Below are 19,188 nucleotides of genomic sequence, written 5' to 3' on the forward strand. Positions count from 1 at the left end.
CACCACCTTTCCCGTCAATCTAATTGACTGAAGTTATAGACATTGCTTTTATTAGTCATTATTGTGTCGGCGGATATATGCAACGCGGGATAATCGGTTTGGTTAATGGTGACTTCAGCAGCTTAGATACGTTCCGTGAGACTACTGAACAGAACGGATTTAAGTTAAAGAGAGGTATCGATATAGTACGATCTGGTACGCTTTCGAATGGACAGCCAGTACTTATTGGTCGAGCAGGAATTGAAGAGGTAATCACGAAAGATGAAATATCTATCAATGAATCTCGCATTGGTTTCAAAGAAACCTCTGAAACATCGACCAAATACACGGAATTTGTAGCCATTCCTGGTGATTTCGTAGTTGTTGACAGCGGATCTGGGTCCTTTGCTTTCGATCTTATCGGTAGGCAGGCTGACTGTTTAATCTCTCGAGCGGAAATAGACCTCCAACAATTCTATGCAGCTATGCGTGATTACAACCCGAATGTATGGAAGTTAGGGTTCAAAGGTCTTGGATCCCAGACTCAAAACGGTGTTGTATATGGTAATGATGTTACCAGTGACGGTGGATTTGGGGAAACATTGGATGAAACCGACAAAAACCAATTAGGTCTCTCATATACCTCTGAGGGAGATGGTATCAAGATGATGATTACCCAGAGTGGCTATATCGAGATCTACACTCCCAGTAACTATGAACCTGAAGAATTTGCAGAGTACATTGCAAGTAAAGCAATTCCACACGCAGAGGCGAAAAACTAAGCGGTAATCCGTATTCTGTCTTCAGCCACATCTTTATCATCAAGATGCACTGTGATATCAATTTCTTCGTGATCTATGTCTCTTCCAATCCCAACTTCAATTATAATTGGGAGATTTAGTGTACGACCCCTACCTATATCTAATGTAGGTTGAAAAACCCCGGAGTCAATTTCGATTGATTGGCCAATTTCTACAAAGATGCCCTCTGGAGAGTCAATAGTGATGAGTATATCTTCTGAATCGATGACCTCATTTGATTCATTTATTAATTTGAGGCGCGATTGAGCGCCGTGGATCCCTCTTTTGACGATGATTTCCCGGCTCGTTGTTGATGATTCGATTTTTCCCATCATCGACATGAGGGCACAGCTAAGTTCAAACCGAGTCCCAACTCTTCTTAACTCTTTTGATGACTATCTGTCTTTTGCTTTCGTTCGTTCCATATATATTTGATGTGAAATCATTCCGCGACCACTAAGCTTTTTATATATTGGATATTAATCAAACATATCAATGTCACAGGGACGGGAAGTAAACCATACGGTAAATGTTCTAGATGTTATTGAGAACTATGTCCGTGGAGAAGTGCCATTAGCAGGCGCAGAACGAATTTTTGAGATTTTTACCGAAGAATCCTACTCATTTAGCCAATGGAAACAGGTACAAAACACTGCTGCAAACGCAGTTGTTGCAAAGAAGTTGTTGATGAAGGTGTAACACGTATACCTGAGTCATACTTTGACATAACAGAAATAACTACATTAGATGGAATCACATCTGAATTAGATAGAAATCTCTTGGGAGAACAAAATGGGCTTTCGCTCAGTGATGAAGTCTCTGAACTTGCAGATGTTGACCTCACGCAACTAAATACTGAACAACCTGGGAGAAGTGCTGTAAGTGATGCAAGACATGGTTTTGATTATGAGGTCGATGGAGATACGATAACGGGTAGGTACGTATACACAGATGTTCAACGTGATATCACTCCGAATGGTCAAGTAGAACGGCTAGTTAGCGAGGGTTCCATCCCTTTCCGAATTATACCCCATCTGAATCTCCTCATTGTTGAAACAACATCCGTTATTGATGTTCAGAAGACCAAATCTGCGTTCAATAAGAATACAAATATGGATATTGTTGTCTGTGGGGATATTACTGCAGTATATGAGGATGCCCCAGAAATGATGGATACATTTAGGTCATCTTTCGCTGATCAAGATGGTGACCCTGATGAGCCTAAGGTTCTTGGCACAGATGTTGTGCAATTATATAACCCACACGGTGATTCAGAGAATGAGGTCAAGAAAATCGATCTTGAAGGTCAGAATATCGCTGGACATCCATTAATTGAGGAACGACTCGAGGATGACTATATTATCAAAGGTCTCACCACTACTATCGACTTTGAAGATTCGATTTTTGAAGTTGCTGTCGCTGGGACAGGTACGATGGGTTATGCAAAAATAGAAGGTGTAGGTGAGTATGAAAAGGGACAGCGTTTGATGAATGAGGTACGCAGTCGTTATCTACGACATCTTAGGACACGCTAGTCTTCTATGGGATTTTCAGGTGGTACAGCATTTTCAATCTGATCTTCGAGTATGCTGCTGGCTTCATCTTGCTTTTCTTTAAGTAATAATAATAGGTTTGATAATGCAGGGGTATAATCTTCGTCAGTGTTCCTATGCATATGAGAGATCTCTTCGATAGTAGATGCTACGTTATAATATTCGACTATAGCTTCGACTTCCTCGTCAGAAAGTAGACCTATGCTGTCAGTATTTTCGTTATAGATATTTCTTGGAACAGGATGTCGCATTCCTGCTATCAAATCTTCGGATCCATCTCCGTCGATATTTGCTGTACGGTCTATTTCTTCTTTTATTGCTTTTCTCAAACTTTGTTTCTTCCTAAACCGGTCCATTTTTTGTTGATAGTTTCGTTGTTCTCTGGCCCTCTCCGCAGAATTGGCTTGTTTCTTTGTTTGCACCGCATAGAACCCAGTTATAACCACAAGTATCACTGTTGCTAGGCCAGATGCAAAGGATGCATAATCACTTGCTGAATTCACTTTTCCTCTATACAAGTCCTCAATCCCAAAATATAATACCGCCAAAAGAGGGAAAACTAAAAGCGTAACAAGAATACCCGTGAATACAGAAGTCCTGTCTAATTCCATATCCATATATCATATGCTGACTTGAAGATAGAATAATATATTGTTTTTCCGTGCTTCGAAATTCGTCTAAAACCGGGTATACATTATCTGTGGGAGAACGGTAATGATAGCGTTAGCCGATTTTCGACATCAAGTTCGCCATCAAGATATTCCATTCCTTCGGACGTGACTTCATACATATTGCTTCCCTCAAAGATCGGAGCAATTAGTCCTACTTGAGAAAGCATCAGACACCGTTCCTCAACCCGCCCGCGTGAAGCCGTGAGCTTCACAACTCGAGATATCTGCCGTGGTGTCGACCACGAATCCTCTGCCAGATACTCGAGGATCCGCTCGTCAAGCGTACACATCTAGCGGGCGACTTTCGGTCCGTTACGTTTCCATCGATTCACTCGCAGTTGGGCCGTCTCTCGAACCGTTTCCGTTCAGATAGATCTCATTTTCAGCATCAGAACGACATCGTTGACGAGCACGACCGCGAGCCGGCGGACTGCGAAGCGACCGAGTACGGGCATTACTACAACTGTCCCAGTAGCCTCTCACTGCACACAATCAGGCGCGGGGAGATCACCTATTAGTCCACGAAGGCATCCCCAAGAAAATCGTCCGCGACCGATGCGACGTGTCCTTGGACGTCCCCGAGCGACACTACGACCGCGAGAGGATGGAACAGCAGCGCGACTTTATCGAAGATCCATAACAGAGACAGTGCCATGATACTACCGCCTGAAACCACACACATTCGACTTTTGACAGCTGTGCGAATAGTCTTGAAGTCCCGGAAATAGCACGAAGAAAGCTCGAAAATCCAAAGTTCGGGTGGACTCGCCGGGAGTCACGCGAGCGAAGCGAGTGTGACTACGGAGAGTCCATTGACTGGAGAGAACGAAGTGAGCGGAAGGAAATGGACTCGCCGGGATTTGAACCTCGCCTCCGCTCACGCTTCGGCGACCCTACGCGCCCGCTGGGCGCTCCGGGGGCGAGTCCACCCCCTCACGCGCCTCTGGCGCGTTCAGGGACTCCCGCTCCCGGCAGGGTCAGCCAATGGACGTGGCCCGTGATACAGGCCGTCTATGGACGCCCCACGAACGGGCCACTACTCGGCGTCGTCCGGTGCGAATACACCGACAACGGTGAAATCGCACATGGGACTACTACAACCACTCCCGCCGAAGAAGGCCGTACACGAATATCTGAAAGACCGAGAGCCGGAGGTCACCAAAGGCACCCTTCACGAACACCGAAGCCGCCTCAAGCGGTTCCTCAACTGGTGTGACGAGGTCGGGCTTGACGACATGAACGACCTCGACGGCAGGAAGGCACAAGAGTTCAAGAACTACCGAGCGGAGCGCGTCGCCATCACGACCCTCGAACACGAGATGCGAACGTTCCGGCTCATGGTCGCGTTCTGCGAGAGCATCGACGGAGTCATGGACGGGGTCGCAAACGGCGTCTCCATCCCGAAGCCGAGTCGGAAAGAGAAGAGCCGAGACGTGAAGATCGAACCCGACCACGCGAAGGCCATCCTCGACTACCTCGAGCGGTGGAACTACGCCTCGCTCCGTCACGTCATGTTCCAGACGCTCTGGGAGACCGGCATCCGCACCAGCACGCTCCGGTCGTTCGACCTGCGAGACTTCTACCCGAACGACCCGGATGGCCCCTACCTCGACGCCGTTCACAGGCCCGAGAGCGGGACGCCACTGAAGAAGGACGAATACAGCGAGCGGGAAATCAACATCAGCGACAAACTGGCTCGCCTGCTACAGGCCTACATCAACGAGAAACGCCCCGATGTGACCGACGACTTCGACCGGCACCCCCTCTTCGCCACCTCATACGGTCGCGTCTACAAGACTACTATCCAGCGGAACGTCTACTCGGTGACCCGGCCGTGCCACATCGGTATGGACTGCCCGCACGGGCGGGAACCCGACGAGTGCGAGGCGTCCGACTACAACACCGCTTCCAAGTGTCCGGACTCAGTCTCGCCCCACGCTATCCGGCGCGGCTCGGCGACCCACTACCGAAACCTCGGCCACTCTCGAACGATGGTCGGCGACAAACTGGATATGTCGGAAGAGGTCTTGCGGGAACACTACGAGCGGCAGTCGAAGACCGAGAAGCGCCGCCAGCGACGGGGAATGCTGGACGACTTCTGAGGTAGCCATAAGACTCCTTCTATATCCTATTTGATGGTTTTATAGCGGCCCGGAACGTGTAGAGTGTATGGGTCTGAAACCCTCCCCGATGCAGGCAGTTCTCGTGCAGGAAGCCGTCGTCGAGTCCATCAAGAGTGGCGACCTGAACCAGTACGAAGAAGACCTCTTGCAGGACTTCTGCAACGATATCGATCTCTATCTCGTCGGCGTTAGTCTGTAGTGCGGTTTCTCAGAAGGGGCCTTCCGAATCGGGATGAAACGCGGAAGACCCCTTCCAGACATTTCGGGAAACTGTTATATTGACGCGTCCCCTCTGGAAGAGTGCGGGCTACTGCCCGTAGTAGGCTGCATTTAGGTCTCGGGTCTGGTTGGCTCGGCCACAGTCGCCGATCGGCGGCTCACCCGGTTGGTTACCGGGAACGGCCTTTCTACACGAACAGCAGAAGGACGACACCAGATTAAAAGATGACAGACGAAGATAGAATCGGATTCGATGAAGGGTGCATATTGGAACTGATGAAAGAGTACCGGGAGGCCAGTACCCGGCGAGAACGGCGGGACATTGAGACGGAAGTGCTGGCCGAGACCGTCTGGAAGGCCCCCGAACTGGAGCCGAACGAGTTGATACTGACTCGGCAGGAGTTAGAAGATCTCCTCGAAAGCCTCACTCAAGCCGTCAAAGAGGGAGACAGATTAAGGGTCGAACAGCTCCACAGATATCCCAGTTTCCTACTCTACGAGGAAGGATAGCCGAATACAGCGGGAACCCTGTCCAAGACAGAACCCCAACTCTGCGGGAACTGCGGCTCTCTGATTCGGTGTGTTTCGGCTCTGGTTGGGGTCAGGATGTTCCCGCTGAGTTGGAGTCTCCGGATTACCCGTTTAGGACTCCGTTGACTTCACTCCCTTTTCGGCTTCCCCCTTATTCCTAATAATAGACGCCCTCTCAAGTAGGGGGTCGGGGGTTTATATATGACTTCTCGGAAAATCCGTCATGACTGGCACCTATCCTATGCACCAATATGCGTTAAATGGTGACGCTGGGAATAAGAAACCGCATACATGTGATATTCTATTAGAATATCAGGTTCACACGCGCGCAAATGACAGATAGCATGTATGGCAAGCATATAACTCAGAGTAATCGTATATGCGGGCGAATTGTGCAGAACCAGACTTCGACTCTTACGCGTCCGGAAAACTTGGAAATTTTCGAGGCGGGTAACGTAGCGAATCGGCTTTCTCGAATTGAACCGTGTAATTACTCCCCGGTGACCACCCTCCTATGGCTCACCAGACGCCCCAGATTCGCCCCTGTTGCATTTCTTTTACTTTTGAATATGATTCCACATCTGGAGCGAAAAACGGCTCCAGAGCGTTTCTGGGTTGTTCGATGAGATCAGCATAATTGAGGCTTTCAGGTGTTATCCGGGTGTGTTAACTATTTCACATACCGACGTGTAGCGACCACACTCAGGTACTCCCAATTGGACTACTCCTAACCGGGCTTCCTAAATGCGGCAGGAACGGTGACTCCCTGATAGGGGTAACTCCAATTAGGATTACCCCGGTTTGGAGATCTATTGAGGAGTCCGATTGGGAGATTCCGGATAGGATACCTAATACGGCTCTACCCGGCTACCCGAGTATAGGTCGGTAGGTGACGTAGATAGCATGGTACATAGATAACACACCGAGTCAGCGAGCCGGGTACAGAACGATGGAAATTGCCGTAATTTCCTCCCGGTTAAGAGACACCCCGGCTCTGGGCCACCTGTCGCACTCGGAAGCCCGGACTCGCGGTAAAATGCGAGTCGGTCGGTTCGGTGGCTGTATGAGGGTGGAGATCGGCGCGACAAGTGGGACAATATCGCGTTCCCGCCGCAATCGGCGATAACCTGATAGCGCCGCATTGGGAAAGGGAAACCCATGAGCGGGGGCCTCAACGAGGACAACCGAGAAGAGTGGCAGATAGTCGAGCCAGACGACGAGAACGGCGTACTCGGGTGGCGGGTTATCCTCGTTGAGGAGACTGACGGGCTGTTTCTCGAAGCCCACGACAAGGACGATCGACGGCTTGACTCCCTCGTGCTGGAACCCTACTTGCTGGGCGCCTACGTCCTGACGTTCAAACAGGCCGCCTATCACACCGAGAAGGGCCAAGACCTCCCGTGGGATGAGCAGAACGATCGAGAATGGGAGCGTGTTCTGAACCCGTTTGACGAACACATCGGCGTCGAATACTACATGGAGTTCGTAGAAGCGGGCGTGTACGAACTCGGGACACGAGACGCGGGAAAGGTTGAGAGCCGAGTCGAGATAGGAGCGCCGTGGCTCGAGGACTTCATCGAGGTCTTCGAGGACGTGGAAGGGTACTACCGGGACTGGGTACTCGCAGATTCGGAGCCGTAGGTGTGAAGCGTGTTCCCGCCGCAAACGACTACTGCATGAATCTCACCCGGTCGAATCTCTTGCAGGCACGTTTACAGTAGATAGTAGCGCGATTTCTTTATTCAGTCTCGCACCTGAAACTGAAACAGGCGATTCGGTAACTACGTGTGCATACTGACCGTCGGCTACGCTCTATACCTCGAAGAATACAATTAATGCACCACGGCGCTCAAAGACGGTTCTGACCGTTTTCACAGTGTAACTGGCGCTTCAAGCTCAGGATCAGCGTCGATGACGGCTGAAAGTTGGGGTTGCAACTGATCGAACTGGGGGGTTGGTTCCACCAGTTGGCGTTCCTGATCGTACTCGATAAGCGACAGGTCTTCTAACTTCGGAATATGCATGTGGTGCAGAGAGATTCGAATCTGCCGTGATTCTTCTTCGGAAACCTCTAGAAGAGGTGTGTGATGATTGTGTTTGACGATTGCCTTCGTGAGATCGTTCACCGTTAGCGACCGCTTCTCAGTTGCGAGTACTGCGAGGATGATACGGCGGTGGTGTTCTTGACACAGTTCGAGAAGCGTATTAAACTCGGTGGAAGTCCCAACCATATATGGATAAACCCTCCCCTTGCGGAAGAGGCGGAGGGCTGTATAGTACTACTTTGGGGGTACTGGCCTGACACTCTGTACATAGTGAATTATTCTTCGTCCTCATCGGGATGGCTGATCGTCAACGTACTCGTCACGAGATTCTTGTATGCAGCGCGAAATCGGTTTGAAAGTGTCTGTTGGGCAACCCCCATTTGTTCCGCCAGCTCCCTCATTGTTACTGCCCGTGGAACATCATAGTAGCCCGCTTCAAGCGCAGTTACCAGCGTCTCCCGTTGCGTAGGCGTGAGATCGTACTGGGCACTCGCCATCGGTTGCTCTTGCTCTTGGGTTCGATGCAGTTCGATCGAAATTCCATTTCTATCACAATAGTCTTGGAATTCGGAGAGCGAGTCATGGCTGTCAAATCGCATTCGTAATTCCCAGTCGTTCTCTTTGCCGATTGCTTGCATGAGCGTTGCTCCGAGTTCAACATATGCGTAGATGATGGTCTCGACGTTATCCGTCCACTCGGCACGATACAATCTCGCCCCCTCTACTTCGTCGATAACAGCGGTGTTTGTCACGGTTTCATCCTCCTCAAACGCATCTTCAAATTCGTCCTGATCACCGCCACTCACCCAGAAATACGGCATAATTCGATCTTCCATCGTCGCCACAACCTGCTCGATCTCGACGATCATCTGCGGAGCCGCTGTGAGTGCGTGGTTCAACGCAAGATCATCCGATTTGACGGAAAATTCGGCGATAATGCTCATACCGCTGGTTGGTGGTCAAGCACAATAAGTCGCAGTCAGAATCTGGGATTCCTGTGCTATTTAGCTTGAGTGTTCAGTCCATTACCTATACTTACCGCGAGTTTCACGGACAATCCTGAATAAAGAAACCGTACTACTATCTACTGTTTAGAACTACCCAACCACCAGTCGTTACACGAACGAGAGATATACCAGAAATCCGCCAAGCGCAATCAGCCCACCCCAAAACAGGTTCATCCGCCGTTGTGACTTACGGAGGATTATCAGCGGGACTTCAGCGACCAGCACCCCAAGTGCCCCCTGTCCGTTCAGAATTGTCATTCCGTACAACAATTCAATCCATCTATTGTAGAACGCCAGCACACCGAGGAGTACCAGCACTCCGAGTGCGGCTTGCCAGTCCTTCACATATGACCCGAGTACCCGAACGCGATTCCCTTTGAAACTCACGATATCAGGGTCGAATGCAAACGCCAGTCCCGCCAACGCCAATAAGTGCAACATGGCGGTCACTGTAGGATTGAACGTAGGGAGCATCGTGTCAATCTGGTGTACCACGTCCATGAGCGAGGGGAGCACCATACTCAATCGTCCTCCATGTTAATCTCATCAGTCTCCGAACTTCGCCACGCCGCCATATACTCCCGCGCCTGTCGCCCCCACCGTCGCACTAACACCGGGAGCGCCAACAAGTCGAACAATACAACAATCAACCATAACTGGAAGAACAACGCCGTAACTTGAATCGCTGGAACGCCACCCCCACTGAGTCCATCTAAAACGCCTGCTAACAAGAGGAAAACCGCCAATACTGACCCAAGAGCCGTCGCCCCAAGGGAGTATGTCATCATCTTCTCGTCGTTCACTATACCTCGGTTTCGGTAGGTGTCTCTCGTGGCAACTAACCGAATCTGCACATACAACAGCACCGCTGCCAGCATCGAACCGAGCAGGAACTGGAATCCGAAGTTGGTGTAGAGTGACCCCGCGATTCGCAGGATGAACGTCTCTGACCCCTCTCGGAAAACCAGTGCCAGTATGGACGCATACAAGGTGACCACAAACAAGTCAATCCGAAACACCGAGAGCGCGTCCGTCGCCAGCGCGTTCATCAGGTCGCGGTCGACAGGCTGTTCGCCGTCATCGGTGTACGGTTTATTCGTCATATCTGGTAGTTTCAAGAGAAACTACATTAATCCCGGTAGTATGATTACCTCGACGAAGTGACCTGCGATTGAGAAAATCCTACGCGGCAGGAACGCAGCGCCGACCCAGACATGTCGGCTATTCTTCGACGAGTTCGTAATCGGCCACCCAACCTTCATGGACACATGTCGACCCAGTTGCTTCGAGCCGTTCGCGGGGCGGCGTATCGTTTTCGCTGATAACAGTACTCATCCGGGGATAGGTCTCGCCGTCTCTGGTGACCCAGTCCACAGGGGCGCTCACTGTAATCTCACCCGCCTGCTGATCGAGCATGGCTCCCAAAAAGTCCGCGTGCGGATGGGCGTCGTCAACCCAGTAGTCGAGTGGGTCGATCGTCGCCCATCCCACAACGTCGCCCGCGTCATCAAGGAGCCGGAGTCGCCACGCCATATACCGACTCGGTGAGCGGGGTATATACCTGTCTCGGGGAGCGCGGGTTCCCGCCGCATTCGACGGGCCGACAACAGCCCCTACACGACACCCGACTACTGACTGTCACATTCGGCGATACCTACTAATACTCACGAACCGACAATATGGGTGTATTCGCACCACGGGGTCGGATGGTCACCCGTAACGGGTGGCGTCCCCATTGTGTACAAGGCTGAGAAAATGCCCCTCTTGAGGGGGTTGGAATCCGGGTAAGAACGTATAAAGTCCCGCCGCCGTCTGCCAAATTGGGTCGGCGGCGTTCGGGGGATGGACTCGCCGGGATTTTGAACCCGCCCTCCGCGTTCGCTGAACGCTCCGGGCGTAATGCTCCCGGCAGGTCAGCCAACGGACGAACCCGTGATACTGGTCGTCTACGGAAGCCCCCTTACGCGGGTTGTGGTAAACACCATGACCGGAATCCACGGCCTCGAGCCGATGACGCCCGAAGAAGGGGTACAGACCTACATCAGCCGACGTGCCTCTGAGATCAGCCAGTCAACGAAATACGAGCATACGACGCGCCTCAATCGGTTTCTCGAGTGGTGCGACCAAGTCGAACTCGACAACCTCAACGACCTAAACAGCAGGAAGTGCGGCAAGTATCTGGAACACCGTCAATCGGAGATCGCCCCCACCACCCTCGAGAACGAGATGCGGACCTTCCGGCTCGCCGTCGAGGAGTGGGAAGCCGTAGACGCGGTCGTAGACGGCCTCTCGAAGAAGGTGAAAGTTCCGACGGCCCGGAAGGCCGAGAAGGCGAACAAGATCAAGATCGACCCACAGCACGCCCATGAGATAGAGAAGTACCTCGCCAAGTACGAATACGCCTCGTTCGGCCACGTCCTCTTCACGCTCTTCTGGAAAACCGGCGCTCGGTGCGGCGGTATCCGGGCGCTCGATCTCAAGGACTTCTACCCTGAGAAGTACAAGCGGCCCGTCATCGAGTTCAAACACCGCCCCGAAACCGGGACGCCCCTCAAAAATGACCGATGGGGAGAGCGCGAGGTTCCCGTCTCAAAGGAGACCGGCGAACTCCTACAGGACTACATCAACGACACCCGCCACGACTCAAGGGACGAACACGGCAGGAAGCCGCTCCTCACAACGAAGCAGGGGCGACCCCAGAAGACCACTATCCAGCGGAACATCTACGGGATGACCCGACCCTGCTACATCGGTATGGACTGCCCGGAAGAGAAAGACCCAGACGAGTGCGAGTGGACTTCCTACAACCAGTCCTCGAAGTGCCCGAACTCGGTCTCGCCGCACGCGGTTCGAGCCGGGTTCGTGACTCGGATGCGGAACAAGGGAGCCGACTTCGATACCATCGGTGACCGGGTAGACGCGACGGCAGAAGTTCTCCGACTCCACTACGATACCCCAACACCGCAGGAAAAGAGAGATCGTCAGATGGAGTGGGCGGATAAACTCTAAGCCCAGAAGGGGCCTTCCATAAGATATTTGAAAGGTATATGGGGGTGCCTCCCCTCAAGAACAGTATGGCACTCAAGCCTTCTCCGATGCAGGCCGTACTGGTTCAGGAGGCCGTGGTCGAATCCATCAAGAAAGGGGATCTCGGTCAGTACGAAGAAGAGCTAATGCAGGATTTCTGTAACGATATCGATCTATATCTGGTCGGCGTTAGTATCTAAATTATCAATCAACAATATGCAGTAGCTTGACACCGGCTACTGTGAATATAATAATTGCAATTGTTTCGATTAGTGGATCTTTCATGAATAGATATATTCCCACTAAGACAATCAACGCAAATGCCACCATTAGAATTGATTCTGGTTCTATCTTGAACCTTATCATAGCGGAATAAATTAAATACGAAAGAGAATATACGAATATTGCGCCAGTGGCTCCTACTATAGAACCAGCTATCACCGCCATATAGAACGATGATACTGTTAATCTTGGCATCTCTATAGGTAACATGCCAAACATAGATGCGAAGACATGAAGGGAAATAAATAGTATGATAAATGATGGGAGAAGGCTGATGCCACCTATAGAGGTATCTATGATCCGAATATGTTCGATATAGCTAACATCATCTCCCCATTCTAAGTTTTCAGATTTGTTCTCAGGGTAATTGTTGTAGTTCCTGAGGATCATTCCAAAACCCGTCCAGCCCACCAGCGCAAATAATCCAAGAGGAAGTATATTAGTTATAGTGTAGTATGATGAAAGTATCAAAATAAATGATAAGCCTATGAGTGAAAGCGGAGATAATAGAAAAAGAAATTCTGTATCATGGCGGTCCATTTGAAATTTGAATAAATTCATAAAGGTTTCCTTTCCTCTTCTGTGTAATAGTTTTCTTATTATGGAATATAGAACGAAAAAGAATATGAGAAATGATCCAACTACGCCCATCTGGATAGCTTCTTGTGGGATTTGACTAACCTGATTAGACAGTCGAATTAGGTAGATAGCCACTGCTCCGAAGACTCCCATTATAGCGAATAGATCGTAATTCTTCTTAAGAAATTCCTCCGCCTCAAACCCATTTTCAGCCATCACTATAGGAAATAATTCCATATATTTAAAACATTTCTTGTGATTCTGTTATGGCTTAATCATAGTCAAGATGCTCATCTTAGAGTGTAACAGGAGTCAGCTACAGACAGTCCAGTCACGTCATTATTCGTTTTTTCGGCAACAACCAAGAGCTGCGCAGTCGTCAAGGTTTGGGCAGTCATCGCACTTCTCGTCGGTCCCGTACCGACGGGCGAGGGCGTGGCGTGCCATACGGGGCATACCAGCCGCGAAGGCCATACCGAGGAAGAGCATTTCTATGTCGCCAATAACGATGACTTCAGGGAGGTTCATGGGAGTCGAATCAGGAAGGTGTGGTCGTCAATCAGTTCAGTCGCAAGCTCGACGCCGAGGAGAGCGTCGAAGTTCTCGCCGCGTAGGTGGGGGCCGGGAGCGACCCGCCAGTCGTCTTCGTAGTGGGCGTACAGTTCACGGCCCGGCTCGCCATCGGCTCGCTCGAACATCGTGATGTGAACCTGCATACCCGGCTCGATGAAGCCGGACGGCTCCTCGTGCGGCAGGAACACCCACGACCCTTCAGAGAGCCGCCCATCGGGCAGGTTCTTCAGGCACGCAATGGGGTTCCGGCGAGCGCCAGCGTCGGCCAGTTCCTCTTCGATATCCTCCTCGTCTTCATCGAAGGTACCGACGTACTGGTTGAATCCGACGCCGCCAACAGCATACCCCCCGAACCGTTCGAGGAAGGGGTGGAGTCGGGGATACAGCCGCCTCCGGGTGTTCTCAATCCAATCGTCGTCACTATCCAGCAGGAAGCGTGGGAACATGAGAGAAGAAAGAAGGGGCCTTACAGGGTGTCCCCGGAAGGGTCGTCTCTGTCGGGATTGTTCAGTATCTCCTCGTAGGGGTCGTTACCCGTCACGATCTCGAGGAGACTGAACACGACTGTCCGAAGGTACTTGACCTCTTCTTCCGGGTCGTTCGCGGCGTCATAGGCACGAAGCGCCTTTCTGATGTGGCCGTGGCTTTCCCCGCTGATTGCCTGACGGTCAATAACCGATTCACCGGCATCCGAAACGTGAACCTCCTTGACAGACGGCCCGTTTGCGCGGGGGTCAGTCTCGACGCGGTCAACTGCCGGGTCGATAGGGCCATCATATCCGGGGGGAATCACGAGGACTTTTTCTTTCATCAGTTAATCACCGAGAGGGAAATGTTTTTGAAGATACCACTTTCACCGCTGTTTCCGGCATTTCCTGTGTAGGAGCTGTTGTTCGAGGTACCACCCGAACCAGCAGAGCCACCGGACGTATCGTAGCTCGGTACGTCGCCGTCAGTGAAGACGAAGACGATACCACCACCGCCGCCGCCGCCGCCGCCACCGCCACCATCGTTGCTGTCGTTGGCGTTCGCACCGTTTCCGCCGTCTCCGCCGATGGCGTTTGCGTTGATGTTCGAGGGGACGGATTCAGTGATGAGGAGAAGGACACCACCAGCACCACCACCAGAACCACCGGACTGCCCGGCGTTCTGTGAGATGTTGTTGCTATTACTCGAAGAGCCGCCGTTTCCTCCACTCCCGCCGCGACCAGCACACGAACCACCAGCACCGCCACCGCCACCGCCGCCGCTATACTGATTGTTGCCGTTGCTGGAGTTACCACCAGTACCAGCACCACCGCCGCCACCAGCGAGGATTTTCGCCGTCGGGAAGGACGAGACATGAATTGCGGGAATAACCCACTGGTCGAGCCAAATGCTCACCATGTCCTTTTCCATAACGGTGACAGAGGGACTTCCCCCGTTGCCGCCACTTCCACCAGTATTCCCGTTTGAGCCATTACCACCACGGGAACCAGTTTCAATGAGAGACGGAGTTTTACCGGGGATATCCGGCGGGAGGCCGGCACTCGCGTTTGCGTTGCTCGAGGTGGCGTTGTTCCCGTTCGCGCCGTTGACGCCGTCCGCTCGGATTGCTCCTGAACCTTGGATGTGTTTAGCGATGACGATGGCTGCTCCACCGGCTTCGCCTCCGTTCGGGGCATTGCTGTTATTGGCATTTGCGCCGCTACCACCGGAACCAACTCGGGATTCGACTTTCAGGGTGCCGTTCAGGGTGAACGTATCTGCGACCTGAAGGACTCCACCATTGGGAATAGTGACGGTCGTGCCGCTGTTAATAGTGAGATTCTCGTACTCTCGAATAGCGGTAATTGTGGTGTTTGAATCAAGCGTTACATCGCCAAGTTCGCCGCTTCCGTAGTCAATAGCCATGTATTAGTTATTCCTGTTAATCAGAAGGCCGTGGATGAACCGATTTTTCCGGTTCCGTCGTTCGATAAGCTCTAACTCGTCGCCATCGAGTGTGTCAGAGTCGAGGCCCGAGCCGGAACCCTGCTCAATCCGCTCTTGTGGGATGTGGCTCGCTGTTTCGTCCCAAATCGTCTCGCCGTCGGTCGCGTAGAGGTCTTCACCAAGAGTGAGGGGACCGATCATGGAGTCACCGGAGCGTTCGAGGAGATCGTTGTAGACGCCCTCCCACTCAGCCGGACTCTTGCCGGTGTCACCGGGCCGCATCGTCCAGCGCCGGTAAAGCGAATCGAACGACGGGTGGTTAGCTGTGTCCGTCCGACTCAACCGAACCCGAATCCGGGGATTCGTGGCGGCATCAACCACCGAGAGATCATCGTTTGAGGAGATATCCGAGACAAGAACCGTTCCGTCCTCGTCTTCCACGTCCACAACGACGGACTCACCAGCCAGCGTCCGGGTGAACCGAAGCACGTCCCAACTGATAATCCGCTCGTCCGGCTCGGGGCAGGTGATGACGGCCTCGCCGTACTCCCGAGCGCCCGAGTGGAAGTCGTCAGCGAAGACGCTGCGGGTCGCTCCCGAGTTCAGAGTGTTGTTCTCGATCTCGAACTCCTTGAAGTTCGACGCGATGGCCTCAGTGGCGAACGTCCCCTCAAGGACACCGTCCATGTAGAGATCGAACTCGTTGTTCGGGAAGTCCCAGTCGAACTCGAACGAGTACGTCCGGTCAGCGGCCCAACCGCCGCTGATCTCGGTGTCCCCGTTCCCGTGGGTGAGGACGACGTTTCCGGCCCCGTCGTTGAACGTGATCGCCGCGAGCCGGTTCCCGGTCTCGTCGTAGGCGCTGAATCGAGAGCGGTCGTTGATGTTCGAGGTGTCGCTCCCGATCTGGATAGCGAACTCCCAGTCCTGAACGATGGGGAGGTCGCGGGTCAGCGTCGAGATCGCGTCAGTTCCAGCGGACTCCATCTCGAGCGACTGTGTGCCGGAGATGACCTGCGAGGACTGCACCGACAGGTGGCCCGTACCGGCTGTCCACGACCACGCCCCATGCTCGGGGTCGATGTTCCCGTTCTCGAAGTCCGCCACGACCTGCTCGTTGATGAGCAGGATGGAGCCATCAACCAACTTCGTCCGGGTCGGGGTCTCGTGGGTGACCGAGAACCCGTCGGTGTCGAGGGTGTCGGTCTCGTCGTAGCCTACCTCGGGTTGGGCACCGAACTGCGTCCCGTCGTGGACGAGCATCAGGCCGTTCGAGTCCTTATACCACGAAGCCCCTCTTCCTGCATCGTTGGGGGTCTCCGTCTGAACGTACTTGAAGCCACCAAGCTCGTCAGGGGTCTTCCCCCGGAGGGTGTAGGCGTCATCGACCTGTCCGTCGTTGTTGGGGTCGATGGCGTTCGTTAGGTCAATGAGGTGCTGTACGTCGGTGATGAGGTTATCCATGAGGAAGTTCCCCCACTCGGCAGGAAGCGGCTCGTCCTTCGAGAAGGCCCAACCGTCCTTCCACTCAACACCAGAGTTTCCCCAGTCTTTGAGAAGTGTCTCGTATGCCATTTATTGAATCAGTCCTCCGAAAGTCCCGCCGGAGGGAGCGGGGTCGCCGTTTTCATCGAGCGTTCCGAAGCCCCGATTAGGGTTGTGGTCCTCGTTCTCGTATTCCTCGACGGATACAGGCCGGAACGAACCGTTGTACTGAAGTTTGACCTGCTTCCCAGCGGGATTCAGTTTGTCCGCGATATCCCGAACGTCGGCGGCGCTGAGAACGGAGTCAACAACCCGTTGATAGGGAACGAGGAACGCAACGCTCGAGGGTTCATCGTAAAGAAGTCTCCAGTCCTGATACCAGAGTTCGTCAACCTCGCACCGCAGAACGGAAGCGAGTAAGGTGAAGATATCACCCACCGTCCCTTCCGCTGTGAGCGACTGGAACTCCATCAGAACCCGCGCACGGTACTTTTCGAGGCTCTCCCCATCTCGGCGGGAAGCGCCAACCACGTCGGCTATCCGGTCGATGGAAGCGGCGTCCTCCGCCTCCTGAAGCGTCATCGCCTTCTCGACGGTCTCGATATCTTCGTCGAGCCGGTTGATGGCCTCGGCGGCAGCCCAGAGGAGATCGTAGTTACCGGATTCCTCGTCCCTCGGCATGAAAGCCGGAAGGGCCGTTACCAGTTCCTCGATGGTTTCGTTGTCGTGTTCGTGTCCGTCACTCATGGTTTAGAGGGGGTTCCGGGTGATCGTCAGTGAGTCGTCGGTCGCGTTTGCGGTGGCGACTTCCTGCCCGCTGATCTCCACGTTCGAGGACTCAGTCGGGTTCGCCGACAGACCCACCTTGAGGTCGGTCACGTCGTACACACCGGGGATCTGCCGGATAGAGAACTCAACTTCGCCATACAGCACATCGTCGCCGCCCTTGAGCTTACCCGGAGTAAGAGTGCCCGAAGAGCGCATACCGCCGATATACTTGACGATGGAGTCACGAACGGCGGTGTCGCCTTCGTAGTCCTCTGTGGTCGTGATCGTCATATCCACATAGACCTGAACCTCGGTCGGCTCGCTCCACGCCACCGGGTGGGTCTGCCCGTTCGGGAGTGACCCGTCGCCCGTTCGGAGCGTTCCGGCAACGCCGCCTACGGTGCCGTCACCAGCGGCCTTGAGTTCCATGATCTGGTCAGCGATATCCTGCGGCTCGCCACCCTCCACGACCAACTCGAAGGAGTTTGGGTCACGACCGTCGAGGTCCGGCTCTGCATCGTCGTTGATGAAAATGGAGACAGACTTGACGCCCTCGACCCGCTGAAGGCCCCTTACAAGCGCGGGGGCCGATGCCCGGCTCCCTACACCCAATTCGGTCTTGGCCCGCTCGCGGAGTTCGGGATCGGTCTCTTCGTTCTTGCCGCCCGTCGTCTCAACCGGATTCGTGACTTCATGGAGACCCGTTACCGGGGTCTTCATCCGGGTGATCGTATTCGCCCCGAGATTCGGCCTCGAGCCGCCCCCGACGGCCCTGATGTTCACGTCAACGGTCGTCTCCCCGGCAGGAAGTGTCGCTCGAACTGTGGTCTCGAACTCGATGGGGTCGTAGCTATCCGTCTGGATCACTGTCCCCTCTGGGATCGTGTAGTCCACGCTGGCGGCTTCCTCTCGGGAGAACCGAGCCTGCCCGGTCGCTCTGATCGCGGGCTTCCGAGTAATACCGACCTGCTCCACGACTCGTTCGAGTGCGGCCCCGGAGGCGTTCTCGATCTGTGAGGCGTCGAGGATCGCCGCGAGGTCGATCTGTGCTTCCGCGAGACGTTCTGCTATCGGGTCATAGTATAACCGGATGACAGCGAGTTCTGAGTCGTTTAGATCGTCCCCGAACCGGGTCTTCGCGTCGGCCATCATCGCGTCGAGGATAATGGCCTTCGTGTCCGGGTCGAAGGAGCCTTCGTCGTTAATTGTCATTATTCAGATAGAGTAGTGAAGAAGTCCTCGCCGGTCGCGTAGATGATCCGAACGTCAAGTGAGTTTGGCGTGTCCGGGTTTGGTGTGATGAGAATTTTCGCCAGCGAGTCGATCTCCTCGATATCGTTGGCGACCTGCTCGGCCTCAAGCTTCAGTAGTGGCGCGATATTCACGTCCAAGTTCTGCCCGATGAGTTCTGTGTAATACGCCGTGAGCCGAAGTCTGAGCCGCTGCTCGAACGCCTCTCGGCCTCGGACCACAGGAAGGTCGTTCCGGTGGTCGAGTTCGATATCAAAGTTAGAGTTTAGACCGATATCCATAGAGTATGCTAATGCGTGTCGCTTATATTCTTAGTACAGACTATACGTGAGATTTATTAGGTTGGCTACCAAAGGTAGGGCGGAGGAAAGACGTTCAGGC

23 protein-coding genes are annotated in these 19,188 nt (G+C 53.2%); 8 read left to right on the forward strand and 15 right to left on the reverse strand.

Annotation, left to right across the window (positions count from 1 at the left end; translation table 11 throughout):
- Positions 1–77: 77 nt before the first annotated feature.
- A complete protein-coding gene (locus HTZ84_RS09370; RefSeq protein ID WP_174680425.1) occupies positions 78–761 on the forward strand; it encodes a hypothetical protein in 684 nt (227 codons plus the stop codon).
- On the opposite strand, the gene HTZ84_RS09375 is transcribed toward HTZ84_RS09370, so the two are convergent.
- The gene (locus tag HTZ84_RS09375; RefSeq protein ID WP_174680426.1) at positions 758–1,111 is read right to left on the reverse strand and encodes a hypothetical protein; all 354 of its coding nucleotides are present in this window, start codon (positions 1,109–1,111) and stop codon (positions 758–760) included. The two genes, HTZ84_RS09370 and HTZ84_RS09375, sit on opposite strands and share 4 nt — an antisense overlap.
- 300 nt (positions 1,112–1,411) lie before the next feature.
- Between HTZ84_RS09375 and HTZ84_RS09380 the strand changes: the two genes are divergently transcribed.
- On the forward strand, positions 1,412–2,314 hold the full coding sequence (locus tag HTZ84_RS09380) for a hypothetical protein (protein ID WP_174680427.1): 903 nt from the start codon (positions 1,412–1,414) through the stop codon (positions 2,312–2,314).
- Here the strand turns inward: HTZ84_RS09380 and HTZ84_RS09385 are convergent.
- The gene (locus HTZ84_RS09385; RefSeq protein WP_174680428.1) at positions 2,311–2,949 is read right to left on the reverse strand and encodes a hypothetical protein; all 639 of its coding nucleotides are present in this window, start codon (positions 2,947–2,949) and stop codon (positions 2,311–2,313) included. The two genes, HTZ84_RS09380 and HTZ84_RS09385, sit on opposite strands and share 4 nt — an antisense overlap.
- A 1,139-nt stretch (positions 2,950–4,088) precedes the next feature.
- Here HTZ84_RS09385 and HTZ84_RS09390 point away from each other — a divergent pair.
- The 4 genes from HTZ84_RS09390 (at position 4,089) to HTZ84_RS09405 (ending at position 7,517) form a co-directional block, all read left to right on the forward strand.
- Positions 4,089–5,105: a tyrosine-type recombinase/integrase gene (locus tag HTZ84_RS09390; protein ID WP_174680429.1), complete on the forward strand. Its 1,017-nt coding sequence runs from the start codon at positions 4,089–4,091 to the stop codon at positions 5,103–5,105.
- Positions 5,106–5,172: 67 nt separating this feature from the next.
- Positions 5,173–5,325, forward strand: a complete 153-nt coding sequence (locus tag HTZ84_RS09395) for a hypothetical protein (RefSeq protein ID WP_174680430.1) — start codon at positions 5,173–5,175, stop codon at positions 5,323–5,325.
- Positions 5,326–5,570: 245 nt separating this feature from the next.
- On the forward strand, positions 5,571–5,855 hold the full coding sequence (locus tag HTZ84_RS09400; protein WP_174680431.1) for a hypothetical protein: 285 nt from the start codon (positions 5,571–5,573) through the stop codon (positions 5,853–5,855).
- 1,179 nt (positions 5,856–7,034) lie between these two features.
- Complete coding sequence (locus HTZ84_RS09405) at positions 7,035–7,517, forward strand: hypothetical protein (protein WP_174680432.1); 483 nt, start codon at positions 7,035–7,037, stop codon at positions 7,515–7,517.
- 230 nt (positions 7,518–7,747) lie between these two features.
- Here HTZ84_RS09405 and HTZ84_RS09410 read toward each other — a convergent pair whose 3' ends face one another.
- From HTZ84_RS09410 to HTZ84_RS09430, 5 genes are all read right to left on the reverse strand, one after another.
- Positions 7,748–8,107, reverse strand: a complete 360-nt coding sequence (locus HTZ84_RS09410) for a DUF7344 domain-containing protein (protein WP_174680433.1) — start codon at positions 8,105–8,107, stop codon at positions 7,748–7,750.
- 89 nt (positions 8,108–8,196) lie between these two features.
- Entirely contained in the window at positions 8,197–8,865 is a 669-nt protein-coding gene (locus HTZ84_RS09415; RefSeq protein ID WP_174680434.1) for a helix-turn-helix domain-containing protein, read from the reverse strand.
- Between the two features lie 171 nt (positions 8,866–9,036).
- Complete coding sequence (locus HTZ84_RS09420; protein ID WP_174680435.1) at positions 9,037–9,447, reverse strand: hypothetical protein; 411 nt, start codon at positions 9,445–9,447, stop codon at positions 9,037–9,039.
- Positions 9,448–9,449: 2 nt separating this feature from the next.
- The gene (locus HTZ84_RS09425; protein ID WP_174680436.1) at positions 9,450–10,031 is read right to left on the reverse strand and encodes a hypothetical protein; all 582 of its coding nucleotides are present in this window, start codon (positions 10,029–10,031) and stop codon (positions 9,450–9,452) included.
- A gap of 118 nt (positions 10,032–10,149) precedes the next feature.
- Entirely contained in the window at positions 10,150–10,461 is a 312-nt protein-coding gene (locus HTZ84_RS09430) for a hypothetical protein (RefSeq protein ID WP_174680437.1), read from the reverse strand.
- A 450-nt stretch (positions 10,462–10,911) separates the two neighbouring features.
- Here HTZ84_RS09430 and HTZ84_RS09435 point away from each other — a divergent pair, with 450 nt between their 5' ends.
- Together HTZ84_RS09435 and HTZ84_RS09440 are read left to right on the forward strand one after the other, a co-directional pair.
- A complete protein-coding gene (locus HTZ84_RS09435; RefSeq protein ID WP_174680438.1) occupies positions 10,912–11,937 on the forward strand; it encodes a tyrosine-type recombinase/integrase in 1,026 nt (341 codons plus the stop codon).
- Between the two features lie 65 nt (positions 11,938–12,002).
- The gene (locus tag HTZ84_RS09440; RefSeq protein ID WP_174680439.1) at positions 12,003–12,155 is read left to right on the forward strand and encodes a hypothetical protein; all 153 of its coding nucleotides are present in this window, start codon (positions 12,003–12,005) and stop codon (positions 12,153–12,155) included.
- Positions 12,156–12,159: 4 nt separating this feature from the next.
- Here HTZ84_RS09440 and HTZ84_RS09445 read toward each other — a convergent pair whose 3' ends face one another.
- The 8 genes from HTZ84_RS09445 to HTZ84_RS09480 form a co-directional block, all read right to left on the reverse strand.
- Complete coding sequence (locus HTZ84_RS09445; RefSeq protein WP_174680440.1) at positions 12,160–13,032, reverse strand: hypothetical protein; 873 nt, start codon at positions 13,030–13,032, stop codon at positions 12,160–12,162.
- Between the two features lie 308 nt (positions 13,033–13,340).
- Positions 13,341–13,835 (reverse strand): hypothetical protein, encoded by a 495-nt coding sequence (locus HTZ84_RS09450; RefSeq protein ID WP_174680441.1) that lies wholly within the window; start codon positions 13,833–13,835, stop codon positions 13,341–13,343.
- A 20-nt stretch (positions 13,836–13,855) separates the two neighbouring features.
- A complete protein-coding gene (locus tag HTZ84_RS09455) occupies positions 13,856–14,200 on the reverse strand; it encodes a hypothetical protein (protein WP_174680442.1) in 345 nt (114 codons plus the stop codon).
- Entirely contained in the window at positions 14,200–15,282 is a 1,083-nt protein-coding gene (locus HTZ84_RS09460; RefSeq protein ID WP_174680443.1) for a hypothetical protein, read from the reverse strand. The genes HTZ84_RS09455 and HTZ84_RS09460 overlap by 1 nt, the downstream gene beginning before the upstream one ends.
- 3 nt (positions 15,283–15,285) lie before the next feature.
- Positions 15,286–16,878, reverse strand: a complete 1,593-nt coding sequence (locus tag HTZ84_RS09465) for a hypothetical protein (RefSeq protein WP_174680444.1) — start codon at positions 16,876–16,878, stop codon at positions 15,286–15,288.
- Positions 16,879–17,535: a hypothetical protein gene (locus HTZ84_RS09470; RefSeq protein WP_174680445.1), complete on the reverse strand. Its 657-nt coding sequence runs from the start codon at positions 17,533–17,535 to the stop codon at positions 16,879–16,881. It abuts the gene before it with no gap.
- Positions 17,536–17,538: 3 nt separating this feature from the next.
- Positions 17,539–18,768, reverse strand: coding sequence for a baseplate J/gp47 family protein (locus HTZ84_RS09475; RefSeq protein ID WP_174680446.1), 1,230 nt, complete (start codon positions 18,766–18,768; stop codon positions 17,539–17,541).
- Complete coding sequence (locus HTZ84_RS09480) at positions 18,768–19,088, reverse strand: hypothetical protein (protein WP_174680447.1); 321 nt, start codon at positions 19,086–19,088, stop codon at positions 18,768–18,770. The genes HTZ84_RS09475 and HTZ84_RS09480 overlap by 1 nt, the downstream gene beginning before the upstream one ends.
- Positions 19,089–19,188 lie beyond the last annotated feature (100 nt).

The organism is Haloterrigena gelatinilytica, assembly GCF_013342145.1.
GTDB classification, from domain to species: Archaea; Halobacteriota; Halobacteria; order Halobacteriales; family Natrialbaceae; genus Haloterrigena; species Haloterrigena gelatinilytica.

Coding starts and splice junctions, on each gene's coding strand:
- HTZ84_RS09370 (WP_174680425.1), top strand. CDS start 78: ATGCAACGCGGGATAATCGGTTTGGTTAATGGTGACTTCAGCAGCTTA.
- HTZ84_RS09375 (WP_174680426.1), bottom strand. CDS start 1,111: ATGGGAAAAATCGAATCATCAACAACGAGCCGGGAAATCATCGTCAAA.
- HTZ84_RS09380 (WP_174680427.1), top strand. CDS start 1,412: ATGGAAACAGGTACAAAACACTGCTGCAAACGCAGTTGTTGCAAAGAA.
- HTZ84_RS09385 (WP_174680428.1), bottom strand. CDS start 2,949: ATGGATATGGAATTAGACAGGACTTCTGTATTCACGGGTATTCTTGTT.
- HTZ84_RS09390 (WP_174680429.1), top strand. CDS start 4,089: ATGGGACTACTACAACCACTCCCGCCGAAGAAGGCCGTACACGAATAT.
- HTZ84_RS09395 (WP_174680430.1), top strand. CDS start 5,173: ATGGGTCTGAAACCCTCCCCGATGCAGGCAGTTCTCGTGCAGGAAGCC.
- HTZ84_RS09400 (WP_174680431.1), top strand. CDS start 5,571: ATGACAGACGAAGATAGAATCGGATTCGATGAAGGGTGCATATTGGAA.
- HTZ84_RS09405 (WP_174680432.1), top strand. CDS start 7,035: ATGAGCGGGGGCCTCAACGAGGACAACCGAGAAGAGTGGCAGATAGTC.
- HTZ84_RS09410 (WP_174680433.1), bottom strand. CDS start 8,107: ATGGTTGGGACTTCCACCGAGTTTAATACGCTTCTCGAACTGTGTCAA.
- HTZ84_RS09415 (WP_174680434.1), bottom strand. CDS start 8,865: ATGAGCATTATCGCCGAATTTTCCGTCAAATCGGATGATCTTGCGTTG.
- HTZ84_RS09420 (WP_174680435.1), bottom strand. CDS start 9,447: ATGGTGCTCCCCTCGCTCATGGACGTGGTACACCAGATTGACACGATG.
- HTZ84_RS09425 (WP_174680436.1), bottom strand. CDS start 10,031: ATGACGAATAAACCGTACACCGATGACGGCGAACAGCCTGTCGACCGC.
- HTZ84_RS09430 (WP_174680437.1), bottom strand. CDS start 10,461: ATGGCGTGGCGACTCCGGCTCCTTGATGACGCGGGCGACGTTGTGGGA.
- HTZ84_RS09435 (WP_174680438.1), top strand. CDS start 10,912: ATGACCGGAATCCACGGCCTCGAGCCGATGACGCCCGAAGAAGGGGTA.
- HTZ84_RS09440 (WP_174680439.1), top strand. CDS start 12,003: ATGGCACTCAAGCCTTCTCCGATGCAGGCCGTACTGGTTCAGGAGGCC.
- HTZ84_RS09445 (WP_174680440.1), bottom strand. CDS start 13,032: ATGGCTGAAAATGGGTTTGAGGCGGAGGAATTTCTTAAGAAGAATTAC.
- HTZ84_RS09450 (WP_174680441.1), bottom strand. CDS start 13,835: ATGTTCCCACGCTTCCTGCTGGATAGTGACGACGATTGGATTGAGAAC.
- HTZ84_RS09455 (WP_174680442.1), bottom strand. CDS start 14,200: ATGAAAGAAAAAGTCCTCGTGATTCCCCCCGGATATGATGGCCCTATC.
- HTZ84_RS09460 (WP_174680443.1), bottom strand. CDS start 15,282: ATGGCTATTGACTACGGAAGCGGCGAACTTGGCGATGTAACGCTTGAT.
- HTZ84_RS09465 (WP_174680444.1), bottom strand. CDS start 16,878: ATGGCATACGAGACACTTCTCAAAGACTGGGGAAACTCTGGTGTTGAG.
- HTZ84_RS09470 (WP_174680445.1), bottom strand. CDS start 17,535: ATGAGTGACGGACACGAACACGACAACGAAACCATCGAGGAACTGGTA.
- HTZ84_RS09475 (WP_174680446.1), bottom strand. CDS start 18,768: ATGACAATTAACGACGAAGGCTCCTTCGACCCGGACACGAAGGCCATT.
- HTZ84_RS09480 (WP_174680447.1), bottom strand. CDS start 19,088: ATGGATATCGGTCTAAACTCTAACTTTGATATCGAACTCGACCACCGG.